The sequence below is a fragment of the Tundrisphaera macrotermitis genome (genome assembly GCF_051175315.1).
Taxonomy (GTDB): domain Bacteria; phylum Planctomycetota; class Planctomycetia; order Isosphaerales; family Isosphaeraceae; genus Tundrisphaera.
In genome coordinates this window covers 18,606-42,016 of sequence record NZ_CP195100.1, presented here as the reverse complement: position 1 = coordinate 42,016, position 23,411 = coordinate 18,606, and the positions used below count along the sequence as shown (strand labels likewise).

The following is a 23,411-nucleotide window of genomic DNA, read 5'->3' as shown; positions in this document are numbered from 1 at the left end:
CGGGGAGGCGGGCGGCGGCCCGATCGATGCGGGGAACGGGGCCGGGATCGCGGCGGGGCGATCGCGCGGCCCGGGCCGTCAGGCCGGGGGGGCTGGCGGCTTCGGGGCCTGCTCCGGCTCCTCCGCGGCCTCGGGCGGCTTCGCGGCTTCGGGCGGCTTCGTGGCCTCCTCGGGCCCTTCCGCGGCCTCGGGCGCCTTGCCCCGGCTCAGGTCATACAGCAGGGCGGACGACCCCTCCGAATGGAACGCGTCGATCTGCATCCCGATGCGGTTGAGCAGCAGGGCGTACTTGGGCTCCATGATCGTGTGATTCATGGCGAAGATGAACCAGACCCGCTTCTTGCCCCGGAGGCGGTCGAGGATCTTCTCGTGGAAGGCGAGTTCCTGCTCCAGGCCCGCCCCGCCGCCCGCGAACTGGCCGTGGATGAACTGGAGGCGTCGCGTGTCCTTGAAGTTGATCACGTCGCGGTAATAGTCCGTCAACTCCGTGGCGTCGAATTCCAGGAAGATCTCATCCCCCGGCTGGACGTGGTCGGACACGTAGGCCAGCGCCGGCTTGATGTCGTGGCTGACCGGGAACCCGCCGGTGAGCTGCTTCATGGACAGGTAGGCGGGGTGGAAGAACAGGACCATCGCGGCCAGCACCAGGAACGTCCGGGCCGCCCGGCCCGGGATGTCGAGCAGGCTGGCCAGGCCGGCCCCGATCAGCCCCGCCAGGATCGGGCCCATGAACAGGATGAGCCGGTCGCCGAAGGGGTACTTCCGCAGCGCGGAGGCGGCCAGCGTCAGCAGGACCGGCAGCAGGAGCATGGACAGCTCCCGCCCGCGCCCCTGCCGATACAGGTGGGCCACGCCGGCCAGGAACAGGACGCCGGCCAGGCCGGCGAACTTCACGCCCAGGCAATCCCAGAACATCGCGAAGAAGGTGTCGGAGTACCACTTGAGATGGGAGATCGACCGGGGCGGGAACGGGGCGAAGTTCGCCTTCCACCACGAGGCGAAGTACTCGTCCGCCGCGTAGGCCTTGTAGATCAGCAGGTAGAGGGCCAGGAACACCGCCAGCCAGGCCGCCGAGACGCCGACCCAGCCGGCGGCCTCGCCGAACTTCCGGTCCAGGAGCGCCGAGGCGATCAGCGTCAGGCCGATCCCGCCCAGGAGGAACACGGACGACTGCGAGAAGAAGATCGCGACGATCCCCACCGCCCCCATCCAGGCGAATCGCCAGGCCCCCCCCGGCGACCTCAGCACGCCGAGCCCGGCGGCCAGCAGGGCGACCGCGGCGAGCACGTCCCCCGAGTACTGCTTGACGGTCCCCGCGTACATGATCGTCAACAGCGAGGACGCCAGCAGGGCCGTGGCGGCGATGGTGCCCGCGGGCCGCGTGATCCGCGAGAACAGCCAGGGGCTCAGCGCCAGCGCCAGGATCGACGCGACCAGCGACGGGAGGCGGAGGATCCGCTCCCCGGTCCCCCAGATGCGGGACGCTTCCTTCATCAGCAGGAGGTGGCCGATCGGCGCCGCCTGGGCGAGTTCGAGCGGTTTGAGCAGCCGCCACTCGTCGAAGCGGACCACGTTGGAGCTCAGCAGGGCGTCGTCGTGGGCCAGGCCGTCGTAATCGAGGTTGATCCTCACCCGCAGGGCGATCCCCAGGGCGATGATCAGCACCAGGGCGATGGCCGTCGGCGCGGAGAAGGGCCGGTGGGCGGGCGGGGCGTCGTGGGGCCGGGCCGATCCCACCGCCGAATCGCCCGCCGCAATACCCGCTCTCGTCATGGACGGCGCTCCGCGTTCGCGTCTTACGATGCTGCGGCCGGGGACCATCGCAAGGTCATCCCAGGCCGGAGGAATGTCGGATCATCCTATCAACGCCACAGCCGGCGTACAACACCCGGAGCGGCCCCGGTGGCGGCCGTGCCACACGGCCGCCACCGGGGCCCAGAGGCGGGAGGAACGCGGCGACCCGGGCCCCCCGGGGACCCCGATTCATCTCGGGGAGGCCGGCCCGAACCGGCGTGCGGCCTCGATTTTGCGACCATGCGAATCGTCAAGCGCGGCCTCGGGCCGGCTTCCATAACGCAAACCGACATGGTGATATGTGACGAACCCTCCCCTCATCGAGGACTACGCCCTGATCGGCGACTGCGAGACCGCGGCCCTGGTCGGCCGCGACGGCTCGCTCGACTGGCTCTGCTTCCCCCGATTCGACTCCCCGGCCTGCTTCGCGGCACTCCTGGGCACCCCCGAGCATGGGCGGTGGAGGGTGGCCCCCGAGGCCGAGGTCCGCGAGGTCCGGCGCTCCTACCGGGGCGATACCCTGATCCTGGAGACCACCTTCGTCACCGGCGAGGGGGAGGCGACGCTGGTCGACTTCATGCCGATCCGCGACGGGGCCCCCAACCTGATCCGGGTCGTGGTCGGCGTGCGCGGCACGGTCCGGATGCGGTCCGACTTCGCCCCCCGGTTCGACTACGGCAGCGCCACGCCCTGGACCCGGCTCGACCACGGCGGGGTGGTGGCCATCGCGGGGCCGGACACGCTCCACCTCCGCACCGACGTCCCGCAAACCCTGGACGGGTGGGCGGCGTCGGCCAGCTTCGAGGTCAAGGCCGGCGACCGGGTCGACTTCGTCCTCTGCTGGTATCCGTCGCACCTGCCCCCGGGGGCCGAGACCGACCCGCGAGCCGCGCTGGAGGCGACCGAGGCGTGGTGGCGGGAATGGTCGGGCCGCTGCACCTACCGGGGCGAATACCGCGACGCCGTGGTGCGGTCGCTGATCACGCTCAAGGCCCTGACCTACGCCCCGACCGGCGGGATCGTGGCCGCCCCCACCACCTCGTTGCCCGAGCACATCGGCGGCGGACGCAACTGGGACTACCGCTATTGCTGGCTCCGCGACGCCACCTTCACCCTCACCGCGCTGCTCCAGAGCGGATACACCGAGGAGGCCCGCGCCTGGCGCCGATGGCTGGTGCGGTCGGTGGCCGGCAAGGGGGATGAACTCCACATCATGTACGGGGTGGCCGGCGAACGCCGCCTGCCCGAGATGGAACTCCCCTGGCTGCCCGGCTACGAGGATTCGACCCCGGTCCGGATCGGCAACGGCGCCTACGACCAGTTCCAGCTCGACGTCTTCGGCGAGGTCATGGACTGCCTCCACCTGGCCCGCCACCTCGGCCTGGACTCCGAGGACGACGATTGGCGGATCGAGCGCGAATTGATGGCCCGCCTGGAACGGGTCTGGCAGGAGCCCGACGAGGGGATCTGGGAAGTCCGGGGAGAAACCCAACACTTCGTCCACTCCAAGCTCATGGCCTGGGTGGCCTTCGACCGGGCCATCAAGGACGTCGAGCGCTTCGGCCTGAAAGGGCCGGTGGACCGCTGGCGGGCGCTCCGCGAGACGATCCATGCGGAGATCTGCGAGAAGGGCTTCGACCCCGAACTCAACGCCTTCGTCCAGTCCTACGGCTCCAAGGAGCTGGACGCCGGCGTCCTGGTGATGCTGGAGGTCGGCTTCCTGCCCCCGGACGACCCGCGCCTGGCCGGCACCATCGAGGCCATCGAGCAGACCCTGACCAAGCAGGGCGCCTTCGTGGACCGCTACCGCACCGAGAGCGGCGTGGACGGCCTCCCCAAGGGGGAGGGGGCCTTCCTCCTGTGCAGCTACTGGCTGGCCGACAACTACGCCCTGATGGGCCGGGCCGACGACGCCCGCCGGGTCTTCGAGGCCCTGCTGGCGATCCGCAACGACGTCGGCCTGCTCGCCGAGGAGTACGACCCCAAGGCCCGCCGCCAGCTCGGCAACTTCCCCCAGGCGTTCTCCCACCTCGGCCTGATCAACACCGCCTGGAACCTCGAAGGCCCCCGCCGCGAGAAGTTCGAGCGCGCCAGGGCCTGATACGGCAAGCCTTCCGGCGTCCAGGGCGGATAGATTCCGACTGGACGCCGGGGACGTTTTTCGTCACTCCCATCCGATCTTGCGGCCCCGGTTCTGCTCCTGGAGCCAGGAGAGCAGTGGGGCGAAGTACTCCATCATCGGCCGGGCGGAGATCCCCTCGCCGGTCGCCTCGCGGAGCACCTGGTTCCAGTCGCGGGTGGCCCCCAGGGCGAGGATTCCACGCAGGAAGTCGCCGACCTCGCGGTTGCCGAAGTAGTTGCAGTCGCGCGGGTCTTGCTTGAGGATCTTGCGGGCGATGTGGTCGTGCAACTGGAACTTGAACACGGTGGCCAGGGCGTAGTCGTAGTACTGCGCCGGGTCGTCGTTGATGTGGGTCTTGGTGGCCGCGTCGCACAGGGAGTCTTCGGGCCGGGGTCCGGGCGGGGCGATCCCCTGGAACCGCAGGGCCAGGTCCCACCAGGCGGCGTTGAGCCTGTCGTCGGGGATCGCCCCGGCGTAGAAGTCGCGCTCGAAGTGGGTCATCACCCCGGCGGCGAACGGCAGGAAGACGATCGACGCCTTGTCCAGGGCCGACTCCAGGAGCCACGTCACCGGGTCGGCCTGGGCCGCCGCGTCGGACAGCAGGCCGATCGACTTGAGGTAGGGCCGTTGGCTGGCCGCCAGGCCGACGAGTTCGCCGATCGCCTCGTGGAACGCGCGGTTGGCCCCCTCGCGGAGCAGGTGGGGGACCTGGGGGGTCGAGTAGCTGAGGTAATAGTAGATGTGGCCCAGCTCGTGGTGCGCCGTGGTGAACCAGCGCATGTCGGGCTCGATGCTCATCAGGCTCCGCACGTCCTCGTCGAGGTCGATGTGCCAGGCGCTGGCGTGCGAGTTCTTCTTGCGGCCGGATGCGGGGTCGGCCGGGTAGAGGTCGGACTTCTCATAGAACGACTTCGGCAGGGCCGGGAAGCCGAGCGAGACGTAGAACGCCTCCGCCTGCTTCGTGATGAACTCGGCGGTCTTGCCCCGGAACGGCCCGTCGGCGTCGACCCCTTCCACCAGCCCGGGCCAGTTCTGCCCCCAGCGATTGGTCAGCCAGTGCGCCGGGATCGGCCCGTCGGGGGCCTCCACGCCGTACCTTTTCGCCAGGGCGTGCTTGGACCAGGCGTGCAACTGCTGGTAGAGCGGCCGGGTCTGGGCCACCACGTCGTCGCACAGGGCGATCATCCGGTCGACGGTCAGCCCGTAGTCGGCCACCTGGAGTTCGAAGAAGGATTGGAAGCCGAACTGCCGGGCGACCAGGTTGCGGAGGTCGCGGAGCTTCAGCAACCCGGGGCGGAGCGGCCCGCCGATCGTCTTGGACGTTTCCCACACCGCCAGACGCTCATCCAGGTCGCGCGACTCGACCAGCATCCGGTCGAGATCGTTGGCGGACGGATGGCTTTCGGGAGTTCCTGGACGCCGGAGCGTATAGGTGAACCCGTCCTGCGTCGCAGATTGCTTCGCTTCCGCTTCCGTGCGTGCCTTGACGACTTCCGGGATCGTCCCCGGCGCCTCGGCCGCCTTGAGCCGGAGCTTGTCGAGTTGGCGGCGAGTCGACTCGTCGAGGTCGGCTTGGTTCGCGAGGTAGATGCGGAGGCGCTGCATGTTGCCCTGCCTCCCCACGAACTCGTTGACCGCCTGCTGCCTGGCGATCTGGTCGGCGGTGTGGGCCTCGGACACGTCGGTCGATGCGATCCAGGCGGCCTCGGCGGCGGCCGTCGCCAGCAGGAGCCAGTCCCGGACGAACACGGCGAGGAAGGCCGAGGCGCCCGGCGTCGCCCCGCGCGGCGGCTCCTGCCCCCACGCGACGGCCTCCAGGGCCAGCGGGCCGGCGGTCGCGGCGGCCAGGCCCCGCCGGAGGAAGTCGCGGCGAAGGACGGCGGGGATCGGGCTCGGTTCGGGCATCGGGCGGTCTCCGTGGGGCGAGGGGGACGGCGATCCGAAGCGGGCCGGCGCGGATTTCGCCCCGGCCGTCGTTCCGGGCATCATAATGGAAGCGCGAAAGCCCGGCGACCGACGGCCGCCCGGGCGGGCCTCGGCGCTTGTGGCGGGGGGCTGGCGCGGGCTACGATGGATGGAGAAAGCCGGGCCGTCCGATCGCGATCGGGGCCGGATCAACCCCGAGGGGAGGCAGCGATGCGAGGCCGTCGAGAGCGCAGGTTCCGGGCGGGGGCGGCCTCGGTCGTCATGGCCGCGCTGGTGGTGGGGGCCGTGGTGGCCCAGGACCCGCCCGCGGCCCCGCCGCAGCCGCTCCCGAACGCCAGGGCGGCCCCGCCCGCCGCCAACCCCAAGGGGCGGACGGCGAAGAAGGGGGGCCTCCGGGTCCCCGGCGGCAACCGGCTCAAGGCGGCCCGCAAGGCCGGCGACCCCCTGGCAGGCCCCGCGGCCGATGCCAACAACCCCAACGCGGCGGGCCAGCCCGCGGCCCTGGGGACGTTCCGCTATCGGTTCAAGCTCGCCGTCGCCGACAACGAGCCGCTGGCCGCGGCCTACTACCCGTCGCCGCTCACCAACACGGCCCCGGCCGTGCTGCTGATCCACGAGCGCGACCGCTCCAGCAAGGACTTCGAGGAGACGATCGTCGAGCTGAAGGGCCTGACGCTGGCCGAGGACCTCCAGAAGCAGGGTTATGCGGTGCTGGCCATCGACCTCCGGGGCCACGGCGACAACCCCCGCAAGGCCCAGGCCCGGATCGACTGGCCGTCGGCGATCGACGACCTCAACGCGGCCTATGCCTGCCTGGTCGACCGCCACAACCGGGGCGAGCTGAACCTGGCCAAGCTCGGCGTGGTCGCCGTGGGCGAGGGGGCCAACCTCGCCGCCGCCTGGGCCGCCAACGGCGGCGGGGTCTCCAGCGAGGGCCGGACCAGCGACCTGGGCGCCCTGGTGCTGGTCTCGCCGATGGTCGACGCCCAGGCCCAGGGCCTCCCCGCCGCCTCGCCGATCTCGCGGATGGCCGCGCGGGTGCCGATGGACATCCTCTACGGCGAGCGCGACGCCGCCTCGGCGGGCATGGTCGCCTCGGTCGCCAACGTGGTCAAGCGGGTCCGCGCCAACAAGGTCGAGTCGTTCCCCTCGGCGCTCCACGGCTACAAGCTGCTCCGGCTGGAGCCCGGCCTCCCCGCCGCGATCGCCAAGTTTCTGGAGGGGACCGTCAAGGGCAAGAACGACGAGTGGGAGGGCCGCTACCTGCTCACGCCGGTCACCTACAGCGAGGTCCGGACCATCCCCAACCCCAACCGCGCCGACGCCGCCGCCAGGAAGGCCGCCGGCCCGCTCATCCCGATCCCGCCGCCGCCCGCTCCGGCCCCGGCCCCGGCCCCGGCGATGCCCAAAGCCCAGCCCAGGTGAGCAAGGGCCCCGACCCCGGGCGGCCGGCGGCCATCCCGCCGGCCTGGCCCGGGATGGTCGCCTGCCTGGCGGCCTCGGCCTGGATCGGCCTGGGGCCGATCCATCGGGGCCATCACGCCGACTCGCTCATCCCGGTGCTGGCGAGCCTGCAACGCTGGACCCCGTTCTACTGGGAGCAGGACCGGTTCGGGATGCTCGTCCCCCTGCTCGCCCTGCCGATCCGCGACCCGATGGCGAACCTGCTGGCCCAGGGTTGCATGACGGTCGCGGGGGGGCTGGCCGCGTTCTTCCTCCTGGCCCGGTTCGTGGCGCGGGATGCGTCCTACCCGATGGCGGCCGCCCTGGCGGCCTCGGCGTTCGTCCTCCTGGCCCCGGAACTGTTCCGGTTCGAGTACCTGATCGACCAGCCCTACGGGGTCGGCCTCTCGCTGGCCCTGCTCGGGCTGATCCTGGCCGAGCCGGGGCGGGGGACGCTCCCCCGGGCGGGGGGCCTGGCCCTGATGCTCCTGGCCCACTGGGTCAACTGCGCCACGGCGGTCTACCTGGCCCCGCTGGTCGCGGCCCGGGGGGCCCTGGGCCTGCTGGCCGATCCCGGGCCGACGCTCGCCCTGGCCCGTCGGATCCGGGCGCGGTGGGAACGGGGAAGGCTCGGCGAACTGGACGTCGGCCACGCGATCGGCGCGGGGGTCCGATGGATGAGGGGGTCGGAGACGGCCGTGGCCCTGGTGCTGCTGGCGGTCGGCTACGCGGCCGGGGCGGCGATGATGGGGCTGGTCACGGTCACGTCCCCGACCAACGCCGAAGCCCTGCCCCCCCGGCGATGGCCGGAAGCGTGGTGGCGGCTGGCCGGTCAGATGGCGATCGCGCAGCGGCCCGGGACCTGGCCCCTGGCCTTCGGCGGCGCCGGGATGTTCGGCCTGGCGGCATGGGCGGGATCGGCGGAGGTCCGGCGGCGGTCGCCGGGCGTGATCCGGGGGGCCGCGGCCCTGCTGATCTCGGCGGTCGCCTCCTGGCTGCTGATCGGGACCCGGTCGTGGGTCGCGGGCAACGGGTACGACTATCGCTACACGATGGTGGCGACGATCCAGATCCAGGCCGCCTGCTGGCTGGTGGCGGCCGCCCCGCTCCGGGCATGGCCGGGCGATGCTCGGCTGCGTCGATGGGCGGTTTTCGCCGCGCCGGCGCTGCTGGTCCTGGCCTCGGCCGCCCGCGATGGCCGGCCATCCCCGGCCCGGGTCCGCGCCGACTTCGACCGGCGCTACGGGGCGATGACGGCCGACCTGCTCGACGCCGGGTGTACCCACCTGGCCGGGACCTACTGGACGGTCTGGCCGGTGGTCTTCCACGCCAACGTCGTGCTCCGGGACCGGGGCTCGACGCGGAAATTCTGGGGCGCCACCTATCGCGCAAGCTCCTCCCCGAATCCGGCCAACCGCGACGTCCCCCGCGAGGAGGCGGTGATCGCCATCCCCGCCGACGAACGCGGTAGCCCGGCCTGGCTGGGCCGCCTGGATTACGAGCCCGTCGAGGAGATCGCGGGCCGGCCGACCATCCGCGTCTTCCGCCCCATCCCCCGGCCCCGCGCCGGCCGGTCTGATTGAAATGGGACGTCCGTCCCCTTTTCGGGATGAAAATTGCCGATCCTGGATAATGTATGATTAAGCCGGTCCTCCGGAGGTGATACTATCGGGTGGAGACCCCACCCCGCCGAAGCGACGATCACCGAGGACGACGCCGATGCCCGCCACCCCCGCGCAGATCGAGGCCAACCGCCGGAACAGCCTGAAGAGCACGGGGCCGACCAGCGAGGACGGCAAATCCCGCTCGCGGGCCAACTCGCTCAAGCACGGGATGACCGGCGCCGGGATCGTCCTGCCCAGGGAAGACGCCGCCGAAGTCGACCGGCTCACCGAGGCCTTCCGCGCCGAATTGAAGCCGGCGGGCGAGGCCGGCGCCGTCCTGGTGCGGCGGATGGCGGTGCACGCCGTCCGCATGGAGAGGGCCGTGGTGCAGGAGACCGCCGCGCTGTCCGGCCGGGTCCGCGAGGCGACCGATGCCTTCATGGCGTCGTCGGACCGCTACGCCGGCAATGCCCGGGCGCTTCGGGCCGACGCGGCCAACCGGGCGCTGTTCGACGACTCGCCGGGGGCGATCCTGGCGCGGAAGTACGAGGCGGCCTCGGAACGCGGCTTCCACGCCGCCCTCAGGGAGTTGCGGCGGATGCGGGCCGAGGCCGACACGGCCGCCGTCGAGGAGGCGGCGATCGCGGCGGCCGTGGCGAGGGCGGTCGAGGAGGCGTCGGAGCCGACCGGCCAATTGGCTTCGTTTTTCCAGGCGTCCCCGGCCCCGATCCCCGCCCCCGCGAGGCCGTTGCCGTCCCCTCCAGCCCCCGCCCGCATGGCCTGGGAGGCGGCCCCGGAGGGGCATTGCGACATCCCGATGGCGATCGGCCGGGCCCGCTGACCGCCGGGCGGTCGGCCTACCCAGCTTCCGGGCGTTGGGCTATAGTGCGACGATCGGGCGAGGACGCCCACGCCATGACGACGCACCCGCCGAGGAAGGATTCCGTGTCGCTCGCCCCCAACTCCCCCCCCGATTCGAACCAGATCCCCGTCCTCGGCCGCCTCATGCGCGGGACGTTCTGGCTCGCGCTCAAGACGCCGATCCAGATGGTGATCGCCCTCTGGCAGGTCCCGCTGACCCAGGCGTACATCGGTACCGCGGCCAACGGCGCCTATTTTTATGCCTGGAACTTCGGCTTCATCCAGTTCCTGCTCGAATTCGGCATGGGCTCGGCGCTCCAGAAGCAGGTCGTGGACACCTGGACGCGGGGCGACCGCGAGGGCTTCGACCGCGCCCTCGCCTGCGGGATGAAGTTCTACGCCTGGCTGGCCGCGATCCAGATGGCGTGCCTCCTGGCGATCGCCTACGTGGTCCTGCCCTATACCAAGTTCCGGGGGGATACCCTGGTCATCCAGGTGCTCTGGATCCAGATCCTGACGGCGCCGTTCTTCGGGGCGTCCACGGTGGTGGGCAGCGTGCTGCAGGCGGCGCGGCGGTACGAGTTCATCCCCCGCCTGGAACTGGTGGTGGTGGTGCTCCGGTTCGCGATCCTGGGGGCGGGCATCTGGTTCCGGGTCCCGTTCATCTGGATCGTGGCGGCGCAGGTCGCCGCCCAGATCGGGCTGTCGTTCGGGCCGGCCGCCTGGGTCATGGTGGTGGAGCTCGGCATCGTCCCCCGGTTCCGCCGCACCAGCTGGTCCGACTTCGCCCCGATGCTGCACATCAGCCTGTACATGGCCCTCATGCAGCTGAGCGTGGTCCTGGCCGACAAGGTCGACACCACGATCCTGGGCTTCGCCCTGCCCGACGCCAAGCAGGCCGGGCCGATGCTGACGGTCTACCAGAACGTCAGCAAGCCGTTCATGCAGATCCGCCAGATGGGCTGGACCCTGGCCTACCTGGTGATGCCCGCCGTGGTGAGCCTGGCGGTGGCCAAGGACCGCGAGAGCCTGGACCGGATCAAGTACGACGGCACCCGGCTGCTGATCGCCATGCTCCTGCCGATCTCGCTGCTGGCCGGCCTCTACGCCGCCCCGTTCCTGACCCTTTGGGTGGGCGTCGAGTTCGCCAAGGATGCCGGGATGATGCAGCTGTTCCTGGTGGCGACCCTGCCGCTGATGCTCTCGGTGCTGGTGCAGATGGCCATCGGGATGGGGAAGATCAAGGTCGTGGCGCTCTCGGCCCTGGCCGGGGCCCTGGTGAACCTGCCGTTGAGCTACGTCCTGACCCGCCGGATGGGCGTGGTCGGGGTGATCTGGGGCACGGTGCTGACGACCCTGTTCTCCAACCTGCTGGTGCCGGGCCTGTATGTGGGCCGGGTCCTGGAGATCCGCCCGGCGATGTTCTTCCGGAGGACGCTGGGCCCGCCCCTGGCCGGGGCCCTGGCCCTGGTGGTGGCGACATGGGCCTTCCGCTCGGCCTGGCCGCCCGACCCCGCCGGGATCGGTCGGCTGGCGCGGGCCCTGCCTTTGCTGGCCAATTTGTCGGTGGGCTGCCTGGCCTATGCGATCGGCTACGGGGCGACGGCCGCCGGCCGGGCCGACTACGCCGCCCTGTGCCGCAAGCTCTGCGGGCGCCGGGCCCCGAGGCCGTCGGCGGTGCCGCTCGGCTCGTGAGGCCGGCCCCGTTCCCGCCCCGGCGATGCCCGAAGCCTTGAGTCGTGACGTACAGTAGGGGGGAGAGGGCGGAATGCCCGGCCCCGCATGGGTGCGATCTTCCAGACACCGGCCGAGACGAGGCGTCGCCTCCGATGATGCATACGTTCCAGTTCGATCCCTTCGTCGTGCTCGGGGTGTCCGCCGATGCCACGCTCCAGGAGATCCGCGACGCCTACCACAAGAAGAGCAAGAAGTATCACCCCGACCTCGGCGGCGACGAGTGGGCGTTCCGCGTGATCGCGCGGGCCTACGAGGTCCTGTCCACCGCGCGCGTGGTCGGCCGGGCCGGCGCCGACGTCCGGCCCGCCGAGGCGCCCCGCGCGCCGGAGCCGCCGTCCAAGAAGACGAGCTGGGCCAGCAACTTCCGGCCCGGCCCCTCCGCAACGCCCCCGCCCCATGCCGGGCACGCCTCCCCGACCGGCAACCTGTCCGGTTGGGGCGGCGCCCAGAGGTCGCACGCCGGGGCGGCGCCCGGCCAGCTCGCCCGGATCGTCGCCGCCGAGCTGCTGATCCTCCGGTTCGAGCTGGACAGCACGTTCGACCTGTTCGCGCGCAACCCCGAGGACCGCAACCTCAGCTGCAACCTGCACGTCACCTGGCCTTTGGACGAGGCCGACGACCGCGTCGCGGAGATCCCCGAGGCCCCGAAGATCATCAAGGCCCTGTCCGATGCGTTCAAGATCCGGGGGGTCCGCAAGCACGCGCTCACCAAGAGGGTCGAGGCCACCGACGTCCGGTTCTCCGGCTGGCTCACCTTCGCCACCGCCGTGATGGCGTCGGAGGCCCTGGAGGCGTTCCGCGAGGCCCTGATCCCCCACGGACTCACCGTCGAGAAGCAGGTCCGCGAGATGGCCATCCCCCGCCAATGGGGCTGACGATCCCTCATCCCCCGCCCGAGGTGATGCCGTCGAGGGGGTTGCGGTTCGCGGATTGCCCCCGGATGTCGTCGGCCGATCTAGCGAAAGGCCGACGCGCCGGGCTGGCGAGGGACCTGTCAGACCGGCGGAAGCGACGGGATACCTCGGGCTGAGATCCGCCGGAGCCCTCCGGTCTCAGACTTCATCAGTCGGCCTTGATCCGGGCTCAGGTTGGACCCGGCCCCGAATGGCCTTATTTCGAGGGGGCCGACGCCGCGGCCGCCGCGCCCTTCGCCCGCCGGCCGCTCCGCTCGAAAAGCCCCTCGGCCGCACCCAGGAGCAGTGCCACGCGGTCTTCTTCGTAAGCTTGGGCGACGGCGTCCGTGACACGGGCCACATCGCCGGATTCGGAAAGCCTACGGGCGGCGTCATGAAGGACCTCCTCCACCAAACTCGCGGCCCTCAGGCCGACCCGCAAGGCGTTCTTGGGATCGCCGGCTTCCAGCAGCGCCTGGGCGATGTAGAACCGCGTTGACGTCGCGTCACCGGCGTGGAGGCCCGCCACTCGCTCCGCCCCTTCGAGATCGCCGGCCCGGGCCTTCGCCGCGGCAATCGGCGCATAGGCCAACCAGCCCCGTTCGGTCGTCGGTATCGCCGCCAGGGTCCGAATTGCATCGTCCGGGAAACCCGATTTGGCCTGCACTTCCGCGAGCGACCTGAATGCGGAGTCCCTCCACAAGCCGGCTCGTTGGCCCTCCGCGGCGACCTTCGCCCGATCGAAAGTACCCCCCGCGGCGTCCGTGAAGCCCAGTTTCGCCTGGGTCATCGCGATCGCGCAGAGGTTGAATTCGCGATGGACGGCGCCTGGCGCCTGTTCGATCCGACGGAGGAGGGCGAACGGCCCGCCTTCGACGACGACCGCCCCTTCGGCGATCTCGGTGGCCTGCCGGAGCCAGGCCTCGGCGGCACTCCGGTCGCCCAGCGACGCACGCGACTCGGCCAGCAGGAGCACCATCTGGATGCGATAGCCGATCTCGGCGATCGGCCTCACCGCGGCTTCGGCCTTCTCCAACGCCCGCCCGGCTTCGGGCCGATGGCCCCGTTTTGCCTGGGCATCGGCGAGTGCCATCCACGTCTTGGGGACGGCTTTGCCCTCCACCCGCTCGGCAATCCGGTACGCTTCGTCCAGGCGGCCCGAGTTGGCCTCGGCTTCGACGATGCCATACCAGGCCCACCACCGGTGCTCCGGATCGCCGATCCGATCGACGGTCGCGAGAGCTTGCGGCAAGTAACCCGCCCTGGCCTGAGCTGCGGCGATATTCGACAGGCTGATCCGGAGCAGCGACTCGTCGGGGTCGGCGAGGGCGAGCGAGACCGCCATCTCGAACGTCGCGGAAGACTCATCGGCTCGGCCGATCGCGTGCTGTGCCTCGGCGATTTCGGAGAGGGGCGCCGCTTCCGACCAGGGGCGATCATCACGACCTGCGATGCTGCGGACGGCCTCGGCAAATGCCTCGGCCGCCTCTCGCGTGCGCCCCAACTTTGCCAGGGCCCGCCCCGCCTCACGCCAGGCAAGCAACCTCTGATTCGCGTAGCCCGGCTCGGCATCACGGATGCGATTGATGGTCTGTCGGGCCCGCTCCAGGTTTCCGCCACGAGCATAGCCGACGGCGAGGGTTCTCAGGCGGACGTTGCCGAAACGGTCCCCCAGCGGCAGGTGGCTGAAGGTCGCTTCGGCCGCGTCGCGATCCCCGACCTCGGCCAGCGCCGCGGCGACGCCATCCGTGTAGCGGGAGCCACCCATCGGATTCGCCCGATATTTGGCATCGAGAATCCGCTTCGCCTGGAGCAACAGGCCGTGAGCGACCTCAAGTTCTTTGCCGTCGGCGGGCGGAGCTTCGCCGTCCACGGCGTGGGCGATCTCCGCAAGCAAGGCGACGGCGATGAAGAGGAGCATCGGGGTTCGCGGAATAGCCACCATCGTTCTCTCCGGGGTCGCACTCGGCCGGCATTCTTCGGGATGACGTACCCTCGCTGCGGCCACATCATTCAAACCGCGAGCGATCGCCCTCGATTAACAGGACGACCCCGAGTGGACAATTCGACCGGGAGGACACTTCCTGACCTCGGGATGGCTTGCCCTGCTGCTGCCGTGCCTGATGATGCCGCGGATTCATGCGGATTCGCATGATTCCCCTCTCGACGATTCCATTGCCTTGATTCGGCCACCGATCGGAAATCCGGGTGCAAGTCCTTGGCCGGGAAATGTGTACGGATGGAAATGGGTTCCCGGCCGGCGGGGAAGAGGCCGCCCCCGATGATCGGGGAAGAAAGTGGGAACCGCCGGCCCGACCTGTGACATTACACCAGGGCCCTCCGCCGGGGGGGCGTGGGGTCGGGCAGGGCGAGGGGGTGACCCGTGACGACCGGCAGGGACGGGGCCGTCGGCCGCCATCTCCGGATGGCCTTGGACCTGGGGGCGGCCCGAGAGCTGTCCGACGGGCAACTCCTGGAGCGGTTCGCGGCCGGCCGGGGCGAGGCGGCCGAGCAGGCCTTCGCGGCCCTGGTCGAGCGGCACGGGCCGATGGTCCTGCGGGTCGCCCGGGGGATCCTCGATGATCCCCACGAGGCGCAGGACGCCTTCCAGGCGACGTTCCTGGTCCTGATCGCCCGGGCCCGGGGCCTCTGGGTCCGCGACTCGCTCGGCCCCTGGCTCCACCAGGCGGCCCACCGGACCGCGTCGCGCCTGCGGTCCAACGTCGCCCGGCGTCGGAGGCTCAACCTCCGGGTCGCGATCGCGGACGAGGCCCGCCGGCCGGAGCCGGCCGACGACTCGGCCCGGGTGCTCCACGAGGAGATCGACCGGCTCCCGGAACGCTACCGGGCCCCGGTGGTGCTCTGCGACCTGGAAGGGCGGACCCACGAGCAGGCGGCCCGGTCCCTGGGCTGGCCGGTCGGCACGGTCAAGAGCCGCCAGGCCCGGGCCCGCGACCGGCTCCGCGACCGGCTCGCCCGGCGCGGGATCGCCCCGGGGCTGGCCCTGCCGGCCCTCCGCCCCGAGCTGCTGCCCATGCTCCCGACCGCCCTGGTCGGGAGCACGACCGCCGCCGCGGTCCGGTTCGTCGCGTCCCGGGCGATCGCCCCGGGCACGGCCGCGGCCCTTGCCCGGGAGGTGATCCGTTCCATGACGATCCTTCGATGGGGGAAGCTGGCCCCGGCCCTCCTGGCCCTGGGCGTCGCCTCGGGCGCGGGGCTGCTGGCCCAGGACCGCGGCGACCGGCCCGCCGGCCCGCCGCCGCCCGCCGAGGAGGGCCCGGCCCGCCCGGCCGACGACCCATCGGTCGTCGAGGTCCGGCCGGGCAAGCTCGAGCACGTCATCCTCGAGCGGGGGGCCGTGGAGGCGTCCAGGAAGTCCGATCTGATCTGCGAGGTGGAAGGGGGGGCGACCCTCATCGGCATCAGGCCCGAGGGGACCCGGGTCAAGAAAGGCGAGATGGTCGCCGAATTCGACTCGGCCCGACTTCGCGACGCGCTGACGACGCAGAGGATCGCCGTCGCCTCGGCCGAGGCGGCGCTCAATCGGGCGAAGCCGACCCGCGAGGCCGCCGAACTTGCCCTTGTCGAATATGTCGATGGGATCGGGCCGCGGGAACTCCAGGATTTGCGGGGGAAGGTCGCCCTCGCCCGGGCCGGCGTCGAGAAGGGCCGGGAACGCCTGGCGCGGATCGGGCTCGCCCGCAAGCGATTCGACGAGGCCGGCGCCCGCCGGGCCGGCCCCGAAACGCCCGCCGACATCGCGGCCGACCTCGCCCTCGGCGACCGCCTCGACGAGGCCGAGCTTGCCCTCCGGTCGCAGGAGTTCGACGTCAAATCGATCGAAGGCCGGCTGATGTTGCTGGAAAAGTACAGCATCCCCAGGACGACGAACCGACTCCGGGCCGACGTCATGAAGGCGCGGGGCGAGGAACTGGCCAGGGCATCCGCGTGTGCCCTGGAACTGACCCGGGCCGGCAAGATCGAACGCCAGATCAATCTTTGCAGGATCAGCGCGCCCGGCGACGGTGTGCTCATCCAGGACGACGGGCCGGCGTACGAGGAGGGGGCGACGGTCCGCGAGCGTCAGGTCCTCTTCCGGCTGGTCGACCAGGATGCGCCAATGCAGGTCAACACCAAGGTCCACGAGTCTCTGGTCGATCGGGTCCGGCCGGGCCAGGCGGTCCGGGTCAAGATCGACGCGATGCTGAACCAGGTATGGGACGGCGTCGTCCAGTCCGTCGCCCCGAGGCCCGACCCGGATCCCCGCGCCTCCGGCCGGAAGGTGTACACGACCATCATCCAGCTTGCGAAGGCCGTCCCCCACCTGCGGCCCGGGATGACGGCCCTGGTCGGCATCCCGATCTTCGAAGTCGATGATGTGCTGGCCGTGCCGCTCGGCGCGGTGGTCCGCATCGGCAACAAGGACTGGGTGGCGGTGAAGACCCCCGCCGGAGCCGTCGAGATGCGCGAGGTGTCCCTCGGCTGGGCCAACCCGCAGGCCGTCGAGGTCAAGCAAGGGCTTCGGCCCGGCGACCGCGTCCTGCTCGACCCGACGAGTCAGGCTCCGGCGAGGAGGCGATCCATGTCGCCCGGGGGGGCCGCCCGGCCCTCGTCGGGATGAGGGCCGGGCCCCGGCGAGGCGGCGACCAATTCCACTTCCCGGTCGCGGCTGTATTGCCGGGGCGAGCAGCCCATGACCCGCTTGAAAGCGGTGCTGAAGGCGCTCTCGGATTCGTAGCCGAGCGACGCGGCGATGGCCGAGATGGGCTCGTCGGAGTGCTTCAGCCGATCCCCGGCCAGGAGCATCCGCCAGCGGATCAGGTAGTCGATGGGCGTCGAGCCGACCGCCTCCCGGAACTTCGCGGCGAAGCTCGATCGCGACATCCCGACCAGATCCGCCAGTTCCTGCAAGGTCCACGGGCGGGCGGGGTCGTCGTGCATGGCGTTGATGGCCGGCCCAACCTTCCGGTCGGCCAGGGCGAACAGCCACCCGACGCCCCCGCCGGGGCCTTCCTCCAGGTGGGCCCGCAGGGCCTGGACCAGCATCATGTGGGCGAGGTGCTGCAGGACCAGGAAGCCGCCCGGCTGCGGCTCGCGAAGCTCCGCCATCATCCGTTCCATGGACCAGCGCAACGCCCGTTTGTCCGACTCTCTCTTGATGTGGACGATCGGCGGCAGCATCTCCAGCAGGAGGCCGGCGTGCTTGCCGGGCAGGCCGAAGTAGCCGCCGACGCCCGACACGTCCCCGCCGCCATTCCAGACGGCGAAGCCGCCGTTCGATGGCCTCTTATGCATCAATCGGTAGTCGACGGGGGGCAGGGCGAGGTCGCTCGCCAGCCGGAACGGCAGCCCCCGCGGGAGCAGGAAGCATTGCCCCGCCTTCAGCTGGATCGCCTCGGGATCGCCCTCGACGGCGAGCCAGCACCGCCCGGACGCGATCGCGTAGCACTTGATCCCGTCATGCCTGGGGAACTGCAGCGACCAGTCCCCGCCCACGTCGAAGCCGCCGCACATCGTGTTCTGGGGCTTCAGCAGCGACAGCACGCCGGAGAGGGGGTCCATCGGCACCTCGTACGATCGCGAAGAAAGATTGGACTGAGGAGCATAGATCGTATCAAGGGCCCATCCTACCCTGGTAGTCGCGAGGCCGAGCTTTCGGCCGGGTCGAACTCAGGGAGGTCTGCCGATGCATGTTTTCGTGACCGGGGCCAGCGGCTTCGTCGGCTCCGCCGTCGTCCAGGATCTGATCAAGGCGGGGCACACGGTTCTCGGGCTGGCCCGCTCCGACCGGAACGCCGCCGACCTCGCCGCCGCCGGGGCCGAGGTCCACCGGGGCGATCTTGAGGACCTGGACAGCCTGCGCAGCGGGGCCGCCGCCTCGGATGGCGTGATCCACTGCGGTTTCATCCACGATTTCTCGCGGTTCCAGGAAGTCTGCGAGGTGGACCGCCGCGCCATCGAGGCGCTCGGCGACGCGCTCGCGGGCACCGACAAGCCCCTGGTCGTCACCTCGGGGACCGGGATGGGGAGCGGCGGGCCGGGCGAACCCGCGACCGAAGACCGCTTCGATCTCCATCACCCGAACCCCCGGACGGCCTCGGAGGTCGCGCTGGATGCGATCGCCGCGCGTGGCGTTCGCGCGTCGGCGGTGCGCCTACCCCAGGTGCATGACACGAGGAAGCAGGGGCTCGTGACCTTCCTGGTCGCCGCCGCCCGCGAGAAGGGCGTCTCGGCCTACGTCGGCGATGGTCTCAACCGCTGGCCCGCGGTCCACCTGCTCGACGCCGCGCCCGTCTATCGGCTGGCCCTTGAGAAGGGCACGCCCGGGGCCCGGTATCACGCGGTCGCCGAGGAGGGCGTGACGGCCCGGGCGATCGCGGAAGCCCTGGGGCGGGGCCTGAAGCTCCCGGTCGCCTCGCTGTCCCCCGAGGAGGTCGCCGGCCACTTCGGCTGGATGGCGATGTTCGCCGGCATGGACATGCCGGCGTCGAGCGCCCTGACGCAGCAGCGGCTGGGGTGGCGCCCCACCCAGACGGCCGGGATGATCGAGGACCTCGACCACGCGGACTGGTCGACGATGTGAACGTCTCGAACCGGGCGGGCGGCGGGCTTCCTCCCGGGCGAGATCGCCCGGGCGGGAGTCCACCTCCCGGTCAGGCCAGGTTGGCCCGCTTCTTACGGGCCAGGACGAAGATGGTGTGCGGGTCGCGCCAGGGGGACAGGGCGACCGAGATCAGCTTGAGCAGCGGGAACAGGGCGACGGTCAGGGTGTCGATCTTCGAGCCGAACAGCCGGTGCTGGATCCGGGTGACGACGGTCGAGCCCAGGGTGCCGAACTTGAGGCGGTCGATCGGCTCGAAGCCGGAGTCTTCCAGGACCCGTTCGAGCTGGTCGAAGCTGTAGCCGTTGCGGACGTGCCAGCCGTCTTCCACCGGGGTCACGCGGATCCGGTCGGCGTTGGCCTGCCAGTCGCGATCGGGGGTGGTGATGTAGACGAACCCGTCCTCGTCCAGCAGGTCGTGGATCTGCCGGAACGTCGCCTTGGCGTCCATGATGTGCTCGATCACGTCGAGCAGGAGGACCTGGTCGAACTGCCCCCGGTAGGCGGGGTCGGCGGCCATCGCGTCGAGCCGGGTGGTCTCGAAGCTCATGCGCTCCTCGGAGATGCCGAGGTAGTCGCGCATCTCCTCGCACTTCTCGCGTTCCCAGTCGTGGATCGTGATCCCGGTGCAGGTGCCGCCCCGGAGCGCCGCCTGGTGGGTGAAGAAGGCGTTGCCGCAGCCGCAATCCAGGGTCCGCACCGGCTTCTCGGGCGTGCCCGCGCGGAACAGCTTGACCACCTTGGACTTGTCGCGGCTCACCCAATTGGTGCCGGGCCACATCAGGTACTTGAGCAGCAAGCGGGCGCGGGACGGGGGCGCGGTGTGGATCTTCTGGAGCATGCCGGGTCCTTCCGTGAATCAGGGCCCGATCCGGCGCGCGGCCGTCCGGGCGGTTGCGATCCTTGCATCGGCGAGGATAATCCCCGGCCCCGGCGCGAGCAAGGCCAGATATCGGGCGTTTCTCGGACGCCGTGCGGAATCATATCATCCTTCTTGTGTCATCATTTGAATCGTCGATAATGTCACGCCCGTCCGGCCGGTGCCGGGCGGACGATGTTGGAATACGCAGGGGATGAGCACTCTGATGAGTCGATGCGCTTTGATGGTTGCGACTTTGGGCATGATCGCCTGGTCGACGGGGCGGGCGGAGGCCTCTTTCGTCACAGTCGCCTTTTCCTATAATCTCCGGGATGGACAGTCCATATCCGGGACCGTCTCCGGCGACCTCCAGCAAGATGACGACACTGTCATCAACCTGACGGGCCTCAATGCCATCTACTCCGGCCGTCCGGCAACCCCGCTGGGGTTTACGGTCGATTACGCCAGCTTCCTATCCCTCTCCGGGAACCAGGAATTCGTCCTCCTCGGGCTGGCCTCCGACCCGAAAACGTCGAGTCTGACCTCGAATTTCGGATTCGCCCTTTCGAACAACCCGAATATCATCAACCCGGTGGTTGTCGGGACGTTCACCACGAATTCGGGCTCCGTCAGCTTCCCATCCCCGGATGATGTGGTGCAACAGGAGTTGTTCTTCCCGGGCTCTTATTCGGCCAGGATCATCCCCAACGCCGTGCCCGAGCCCGCGTCGCTGGCCATGTGCGGAGTCGCCGGGATCGCCGGCCTGGGTGCCTGGGCCCGACGTCGCCGGGTCGCCTGAGACGGGTCAGGATTGCTGCCGATGCCATCGCCCCGGCCGTTCCCCCTCCGGGAGTTGCCGGGGCGATCCGCGTCCCCGGTTCGATAAAATGACGCCGGGAAGTCGCACGCAAGGCCCTTCGCGCCCATGATAATACGGTCGCCCACGTCTGAAACGGGACGACCGGAGGCGTCGCCGATGAATACCCGCCGCTGGAGGCGCGACGATTTGACGAGGCGAGATGCCGCACCGCCCGGGGTCTCGGGGCGGTGGACGGTGGCGGTGCTGGTGGCGGGCGTGCTGGCGCTGTGGTTCGGGCTGGACCGGGGCTTCCGCGCCTGGAAGGCCCGCCACGAGGCCCGCGCCGCGTTCGGGATGGCCCGGGTGGCCCCGGCCATCGACCCCCTGGCCGCGGTCGTCCCGCCCGACGTCGCCGCCGAGGAGTGGCGGCGGGCGGTCGCCGCGACCCACGCCATGCTGGTGGCCCTGACCGGCGCCGGGGTCCTGGACGAACCGGACCTGGAACGCCTCCGCCGACAGGTCGCCGGCCTCGCGTCGCGGGCCCGGCCGGAGACCGCCCGCGCCGAACTGGCCGGCCTGTGGGATGACCTGGAGCATCGCGTCGGGCCGATCATCGCCCCGGACCACGCCCCGCCCCCGGCCGGGTCCCGGCACGCCGCCCGGCACCCGCGCCCGCCCCGCCCCGGGATCCTCGGCCCCTCCAAACCCCGGGCGCAACCGGGGCGATGAACCGGGCGGCACGATCGCGAACGCCGACCTAGGATCCCATCGGAGGCCGGCCTCGCCAGGCGTCCCACGCCCCTCGGATCGGCGGATCGGCCGTGCACAGCTTCCTGGACACGGCACGGCCGCGGATATTCCGAGGGTTGACGAACCATCGTCGGGCCCATAACGTATTCTCACGGCCTCGATCGTCCCCGCGTCTTCTCGCGGGCGTTCGCCGGTCCGTCCGCCCCTTCGATCGTCCGCACCCCGCTGAATTACACCGTCGCGTCACGCATCATCCGGCCCGGAGATCGCATCTCTATGTTCGCCACTCGCGCCCAGCGTCCGTCCCAGGCCCGCCGCACGAATCGTCCGAGCCTGGAGGCGCTGGAGCAACGTCTCGTCCTGTCGTGGGGCGGGACCCCGCCGAGTTCGATCGTGCCCCCGAGCAACGCGGTGGCGGTGTCGTTGAATTCGCAGGGGGATGCCGCCGGGGCGGCCACGATCGCGACTAGCGAGAACGATTATTACACCTTCGTCGCCCCCACGGGCGGTTCCTACCGGATCGCCGCGACGACCCCGTCCAGCAGCGTGGACACCGTGCTCGGGGTCTTCTCCAATGCCGGCACCCGGATCGCCTACAACGACGACATCTCCTCGTCGAACCGGGATAGCCAGGTGACGGTCACGCTGGCCGCCGGCAGCCGCTACTACTTCGGGATCACCAGCTACTCCGGGACCCGGGGCGGGGCCTACTCGTGGGCGGTCGACGGCCCGGCGATCCAGCAGGTCGCCGACGACTCGTTCGAGGACAACGACACCCGCGCGACGGCTTCCGGCCTGGGCACGCTGACGGCCCCGCGCACCGTGTCCAACCTGGTGATGGCCGACTCGGCCGACTGGTTCAGCTTCACCACCACGGCGGCGGGCGCCTCGGACAGCTCGGTCTCGATCAGCTTCCAGAACGGCCAGGGGGACCTTGGCCTGGAGCTGGTCGACGCCTCCGGGCAGGTGCTGGCCGCGTCCAACACCGCGGGCAACGTCGAGACGGTGTCGCTCGCCGGCTTCGGCGCCGGCACCTACTTCGTCCGGGCCTTCGGCACCGGGGGCGCGACGAACCCGTCCTACACCCTGACGGTGGCCCCGCCCGCCGGCGGCACGACCACCCCGACGCCCGGGGCGTTCGACATCGTGATCCGGGCCTCCGGGCTGACCGCGACCCAGCAGCTCGCCTTCGACAACGCCGCCGCCCGGTGGGAGTCGATCATCGTGGGCGACCTGCCCAACGCCACCTACAACGGCATCGCCGTCGATGACCTCCTGATCGACGCCAGCTCGGTGGCCATCGACGGCCCCGGGGGCGTGCTGGGCCAGGCCGGGCCGGACTCGATCCGGAGCGCCTCGCGGCTGCCGATCCACGGCACGATGCAGTTCGACACCGCCGACCTGGCGTCGATGGAGAGCAACGGCACGCTGACCGAGGTGATCCTCCACGAGATGGGTCACGTCCTGGGCATCGGCACCATCTGGCAGATGCTGGGGCTCCTGTCCGGGGCCGGGACGGCCAACCCGCAGTTCCTCGGCACGCGGGCGATCGCCGAGTACAACGCGATCTTCGGCACCAACGCCTCCGGCGTGCCGGTGGAAGGCACGCCCGCCCCGGCCGGCACCCGCGACGGCCACTGGCGCGAGTCGCTGTTCGGCAACGAGCTGATGACCGGCTACATCTCCGCCGCCAGCAACCCGATCAGCCGGATCACGGTCGCCTCGCTGGCCGACATCGGCTACACGGTCAACATGGCCGCCGCCGATTCCTACACCCCCACCTCGTCGGCCATCCAGGTCGTCCAGGCCTCGACCGGGACCCGCCAGGCCGGCCTGGTCCTGGGCACCACGACCGACATCCCGGCCACCACCCCGCCCGCCCGGCGCCCGGCCTTCACCCGCTCGTTCGGCCCGGCCAACCACGGCCCCCGCGATGTCCTGGCCCGCTGGTACGCCTGACCCGGATCGGCACGCCACGACCCCGGGGCCATCGCCGGCCGCCGGGGTCCTTCGCCGATGGGG

Annotated in this window: 16 protein-coding genes; 11 read left to right on the top strand and 5 right to left on the bottom strand. The window is 70.9% G+C overall.

What is annotated here, in order from left to right; translation table 11 throughout:
* Positions 1–78 precede the first annotated feature (78 nt).
* Complete coding sequence (locus tag TA3x_RS00165) at positions 79–1,773, bottom strand: hypothetical protein (RefSeq protein WP_435018088.1); 1,695 nt, start codon at positions 1,771–1,773, stop codon at positions 79–81.
* A 322-nt stretch (positions 1,774–2,095) separates the two neighbouring features.
* Between TA3x_RS00165 and TA3x_RS00160 the strand changes: the two genes are divergently transcribed.
* Positions 2,096–3,895, top strand: coding sequence for a glycoside hydrolase family 15 protein (locus TA3x_RS00160; RefSeq protein WP_435018087.1), 1,800 nt, complete (start codon positions 2,096–2,098; stop codon positions 3,893–3,895).
* Positions 3,896–3,958: 63 nt separating this feature from the next.
* On the opposite strand, the gene TA3x_RS00155 is transcribed toward TA3x_RS00160, so the two are convergent.
* A complete protein-coding gene (locus TA3x_RS00155; protein ID WP_435018086.1) occupies positions 3,959–5,821 on the bottom strand; it encodes a M2 family metallopeptidase in 1,863 nt (620 codons plus the stop codon).
* Positions 5,822–6,052: 231 nt separating this feature from the next.
* Here TA3x_RS00155 and TA3x_RS00150 point away from each other — a divergent pair, with 231 nt between their 5' ends.
* The 5 genes from TA3x_RS00150 to TA3x_RS00130 all read left to right on the top strand — a co-directional run bounded on the left by TA3x_RS00150 (position 6,053) and on the right by TA3x_RS00130 (position 12,362).
* Positions 6,053–7,267 (top strand): alpha/beta hydrolase, encoded by a 1,215-nt coding sequence (locus tag TA3x_RS00150; RefSeq protein WP_435018085.1) that lies wholly within the window; start codon positions 6,053–6,055, stop codon positions 7,265–7,267.
* Positions 7,264–8,868, top strand: a complete 1,605-nt coding sequence (locus tag TA3x_RS00145) for a hypothetical protein (RefSeq protein ID WP_435018084.1) — start codon at positions 7,264–7,266, stop codon at positions 8,866–8,868. The genes TA3x_RS00150 and TA3x_RS00145 overlap by 4 nt, the downstream gene beginning before the upstream one ends.
* A gap of 136 nt (positions 8,869–9,004) precedes the next feature.
* On the top strand, positions 9,005–9,730 hold the full coding sequence (locus tag TA3x_RS00140; RefSeq protein ID WP_435018083.1) for a hypothetical protein: 726 nt from the start codon (positions 9,005–9,007) through the stop codon (positions 9,728–9,730).
* 74 nt (positions 9,731–9,804) lie between these two features.
* Complete coding sequence (locus TA3x_RS00135; RefSeq protein ID WP_435018082.1) at positions 9,805–11,445, top strand: polysaccharide biosynthesis protein; 1,641 nt, start codon at positions 9,805–9,807, stop codon at positions 11,443–11,445.
* A 134-nt stretch (positions 11,446–11,579) separates the two neighbouring features.
* Positions 11,580–12,362, top strand: a complete 783-nt coding sequence (locus TA3x_RS00130; protein WP_435018081.1) for a J domain-containing protein — start codon at positions 11,580–11,582, stop codon at positions 12,360–12,362.
* 235 nt (positions 12,363–12,597) lie between these two features.
* On the opposite strand, the gene TA3x_RS00125 is transcribed toward TA3x_RS00130, so the two are convergent.
* Positions 12,598–14,301: a hypothetical protein gene (locus TA3x_RS00125; protein ID WP_435018080.1), complete on the bottom strand. Its 1,704-nt coding sequence runs from the start codon at positions 14,299–14,301 to the stop codon at positions 12,598–12,600.
* A 462-nt stretch (positions 14,302–14,763) separates the two neighbouring features.
* Here TA3x_RS00125 and TA3x_RS00120 point away from each other — a divergent pair, with 462 nt between their 5' ends.
* Positions 14,764–17,001 carry a sigma-70 family RNA polymerase sigma factor gene (locus TA3x_RS00120; RefSeq protein WP_435018079.1) on the top strand — a complete coding sequence of 746 codons (2,238 nt, stop codon included), beginning with the start codon at positions 14,764–14,766 and terminating at the stop codon, positions 16,999–17,001.
* Here the strand turns inward: TA3x_RS00120 and TA3x_RS00115 are convergent.
* Entirely contained in the window at positions 16,938–17,942 is a 1,005-nt protein-coding gene (locus TA3x_RS00115; RefSeq protein WP_435018078.1) for an AraC family transcriptional regulator, read from the bottom strand. The two genes, TA3x_RS00120 and TA3x_RS00115, sit on opposite strands and share 64 nt — an antisense overlap.
* Positions 17,943–18,066: 124 nt before the next feature.
* Here TA3x_RS00115 and TA3x_RS00110 point away from each other — a divergent pair, with 124 nt between their 5' ends.
* Positions 18,067–18,963, top strand: coding sequence for an SDR family oxidoreductase (locus tag TA3x_RS00110; RefSeq protein ID WP_435018077.1), 897 nt, complete (start codon positions 18,067–18,069; stop codon positions 18,961–18,963).
* A gap of 70 nt (positions 18,964–19,033) precedes the next feature.
* Here TA3x_RS00110 and TA3x_RS00105 read toward each other — a convergent pair whose 3' ends face one another.
* A complete protein-coding gene (locus TA3x_RS00105; protein ID WP_435018076.1) occupies positions 19,034–19,822 on the bottom strand; it encodes a class I SAM-dependent methyltransferase in 789 nt (262 codons plus the stop codon).
* Between the two features lie 262 nt (positions 19,823–20,084).
* Here TA3x_RS00105 and TA3x_RS00100 point away from each other — a divergent pair, with 262 nt between their 5' ends.
* The 3 genes from TA3x_RS00100 to TA3x_RS00090 all read left to right on the top strand — a co-directional run bounded on the left by TA3x_RS00100 (position 20,085) and on the right by TA3x_RS00090 (position 23,348).
* A complete protein-coding gene (locus TA3x_RS00100) occupies positions 20,085–20,639 on the top strand; it encodes a PEP-CTERM sorting domain-containing protein (RefSeq protein ID WP_435018075.1) in 555 nt (184 codons plus the stop codon).
* A 177-nt stretch (positions 20,640–20,816) separates the two neighbouring features.
* Complete coding sequence (locus tag TA3x_RS00095; protein ID WP_435018074.1) at positions 20,817–21,368, top strand: hypothetical protein; 552 nt, start codon at positions 20,817–20,819, stop codon at positions 21,366–21,368.
* Between the two features lie 297 nt (positions 21,369–21,665).
* The gene (locus TA3x_RS00090; protein ID WP_435018073.1) at positions 21,666–23,348 is read left to right on the top strand and encodes a pre-peptidase C-terminal domain-containing protein; all 1,683 of its coding nucleotides are present in this window, start codon (positions 21,666–21,668) and stop codon (positions 23,346–23,348) included.
* The last annotated feature ends 63 nt before the right edge of the window (positions 23,349–23,411 follow it).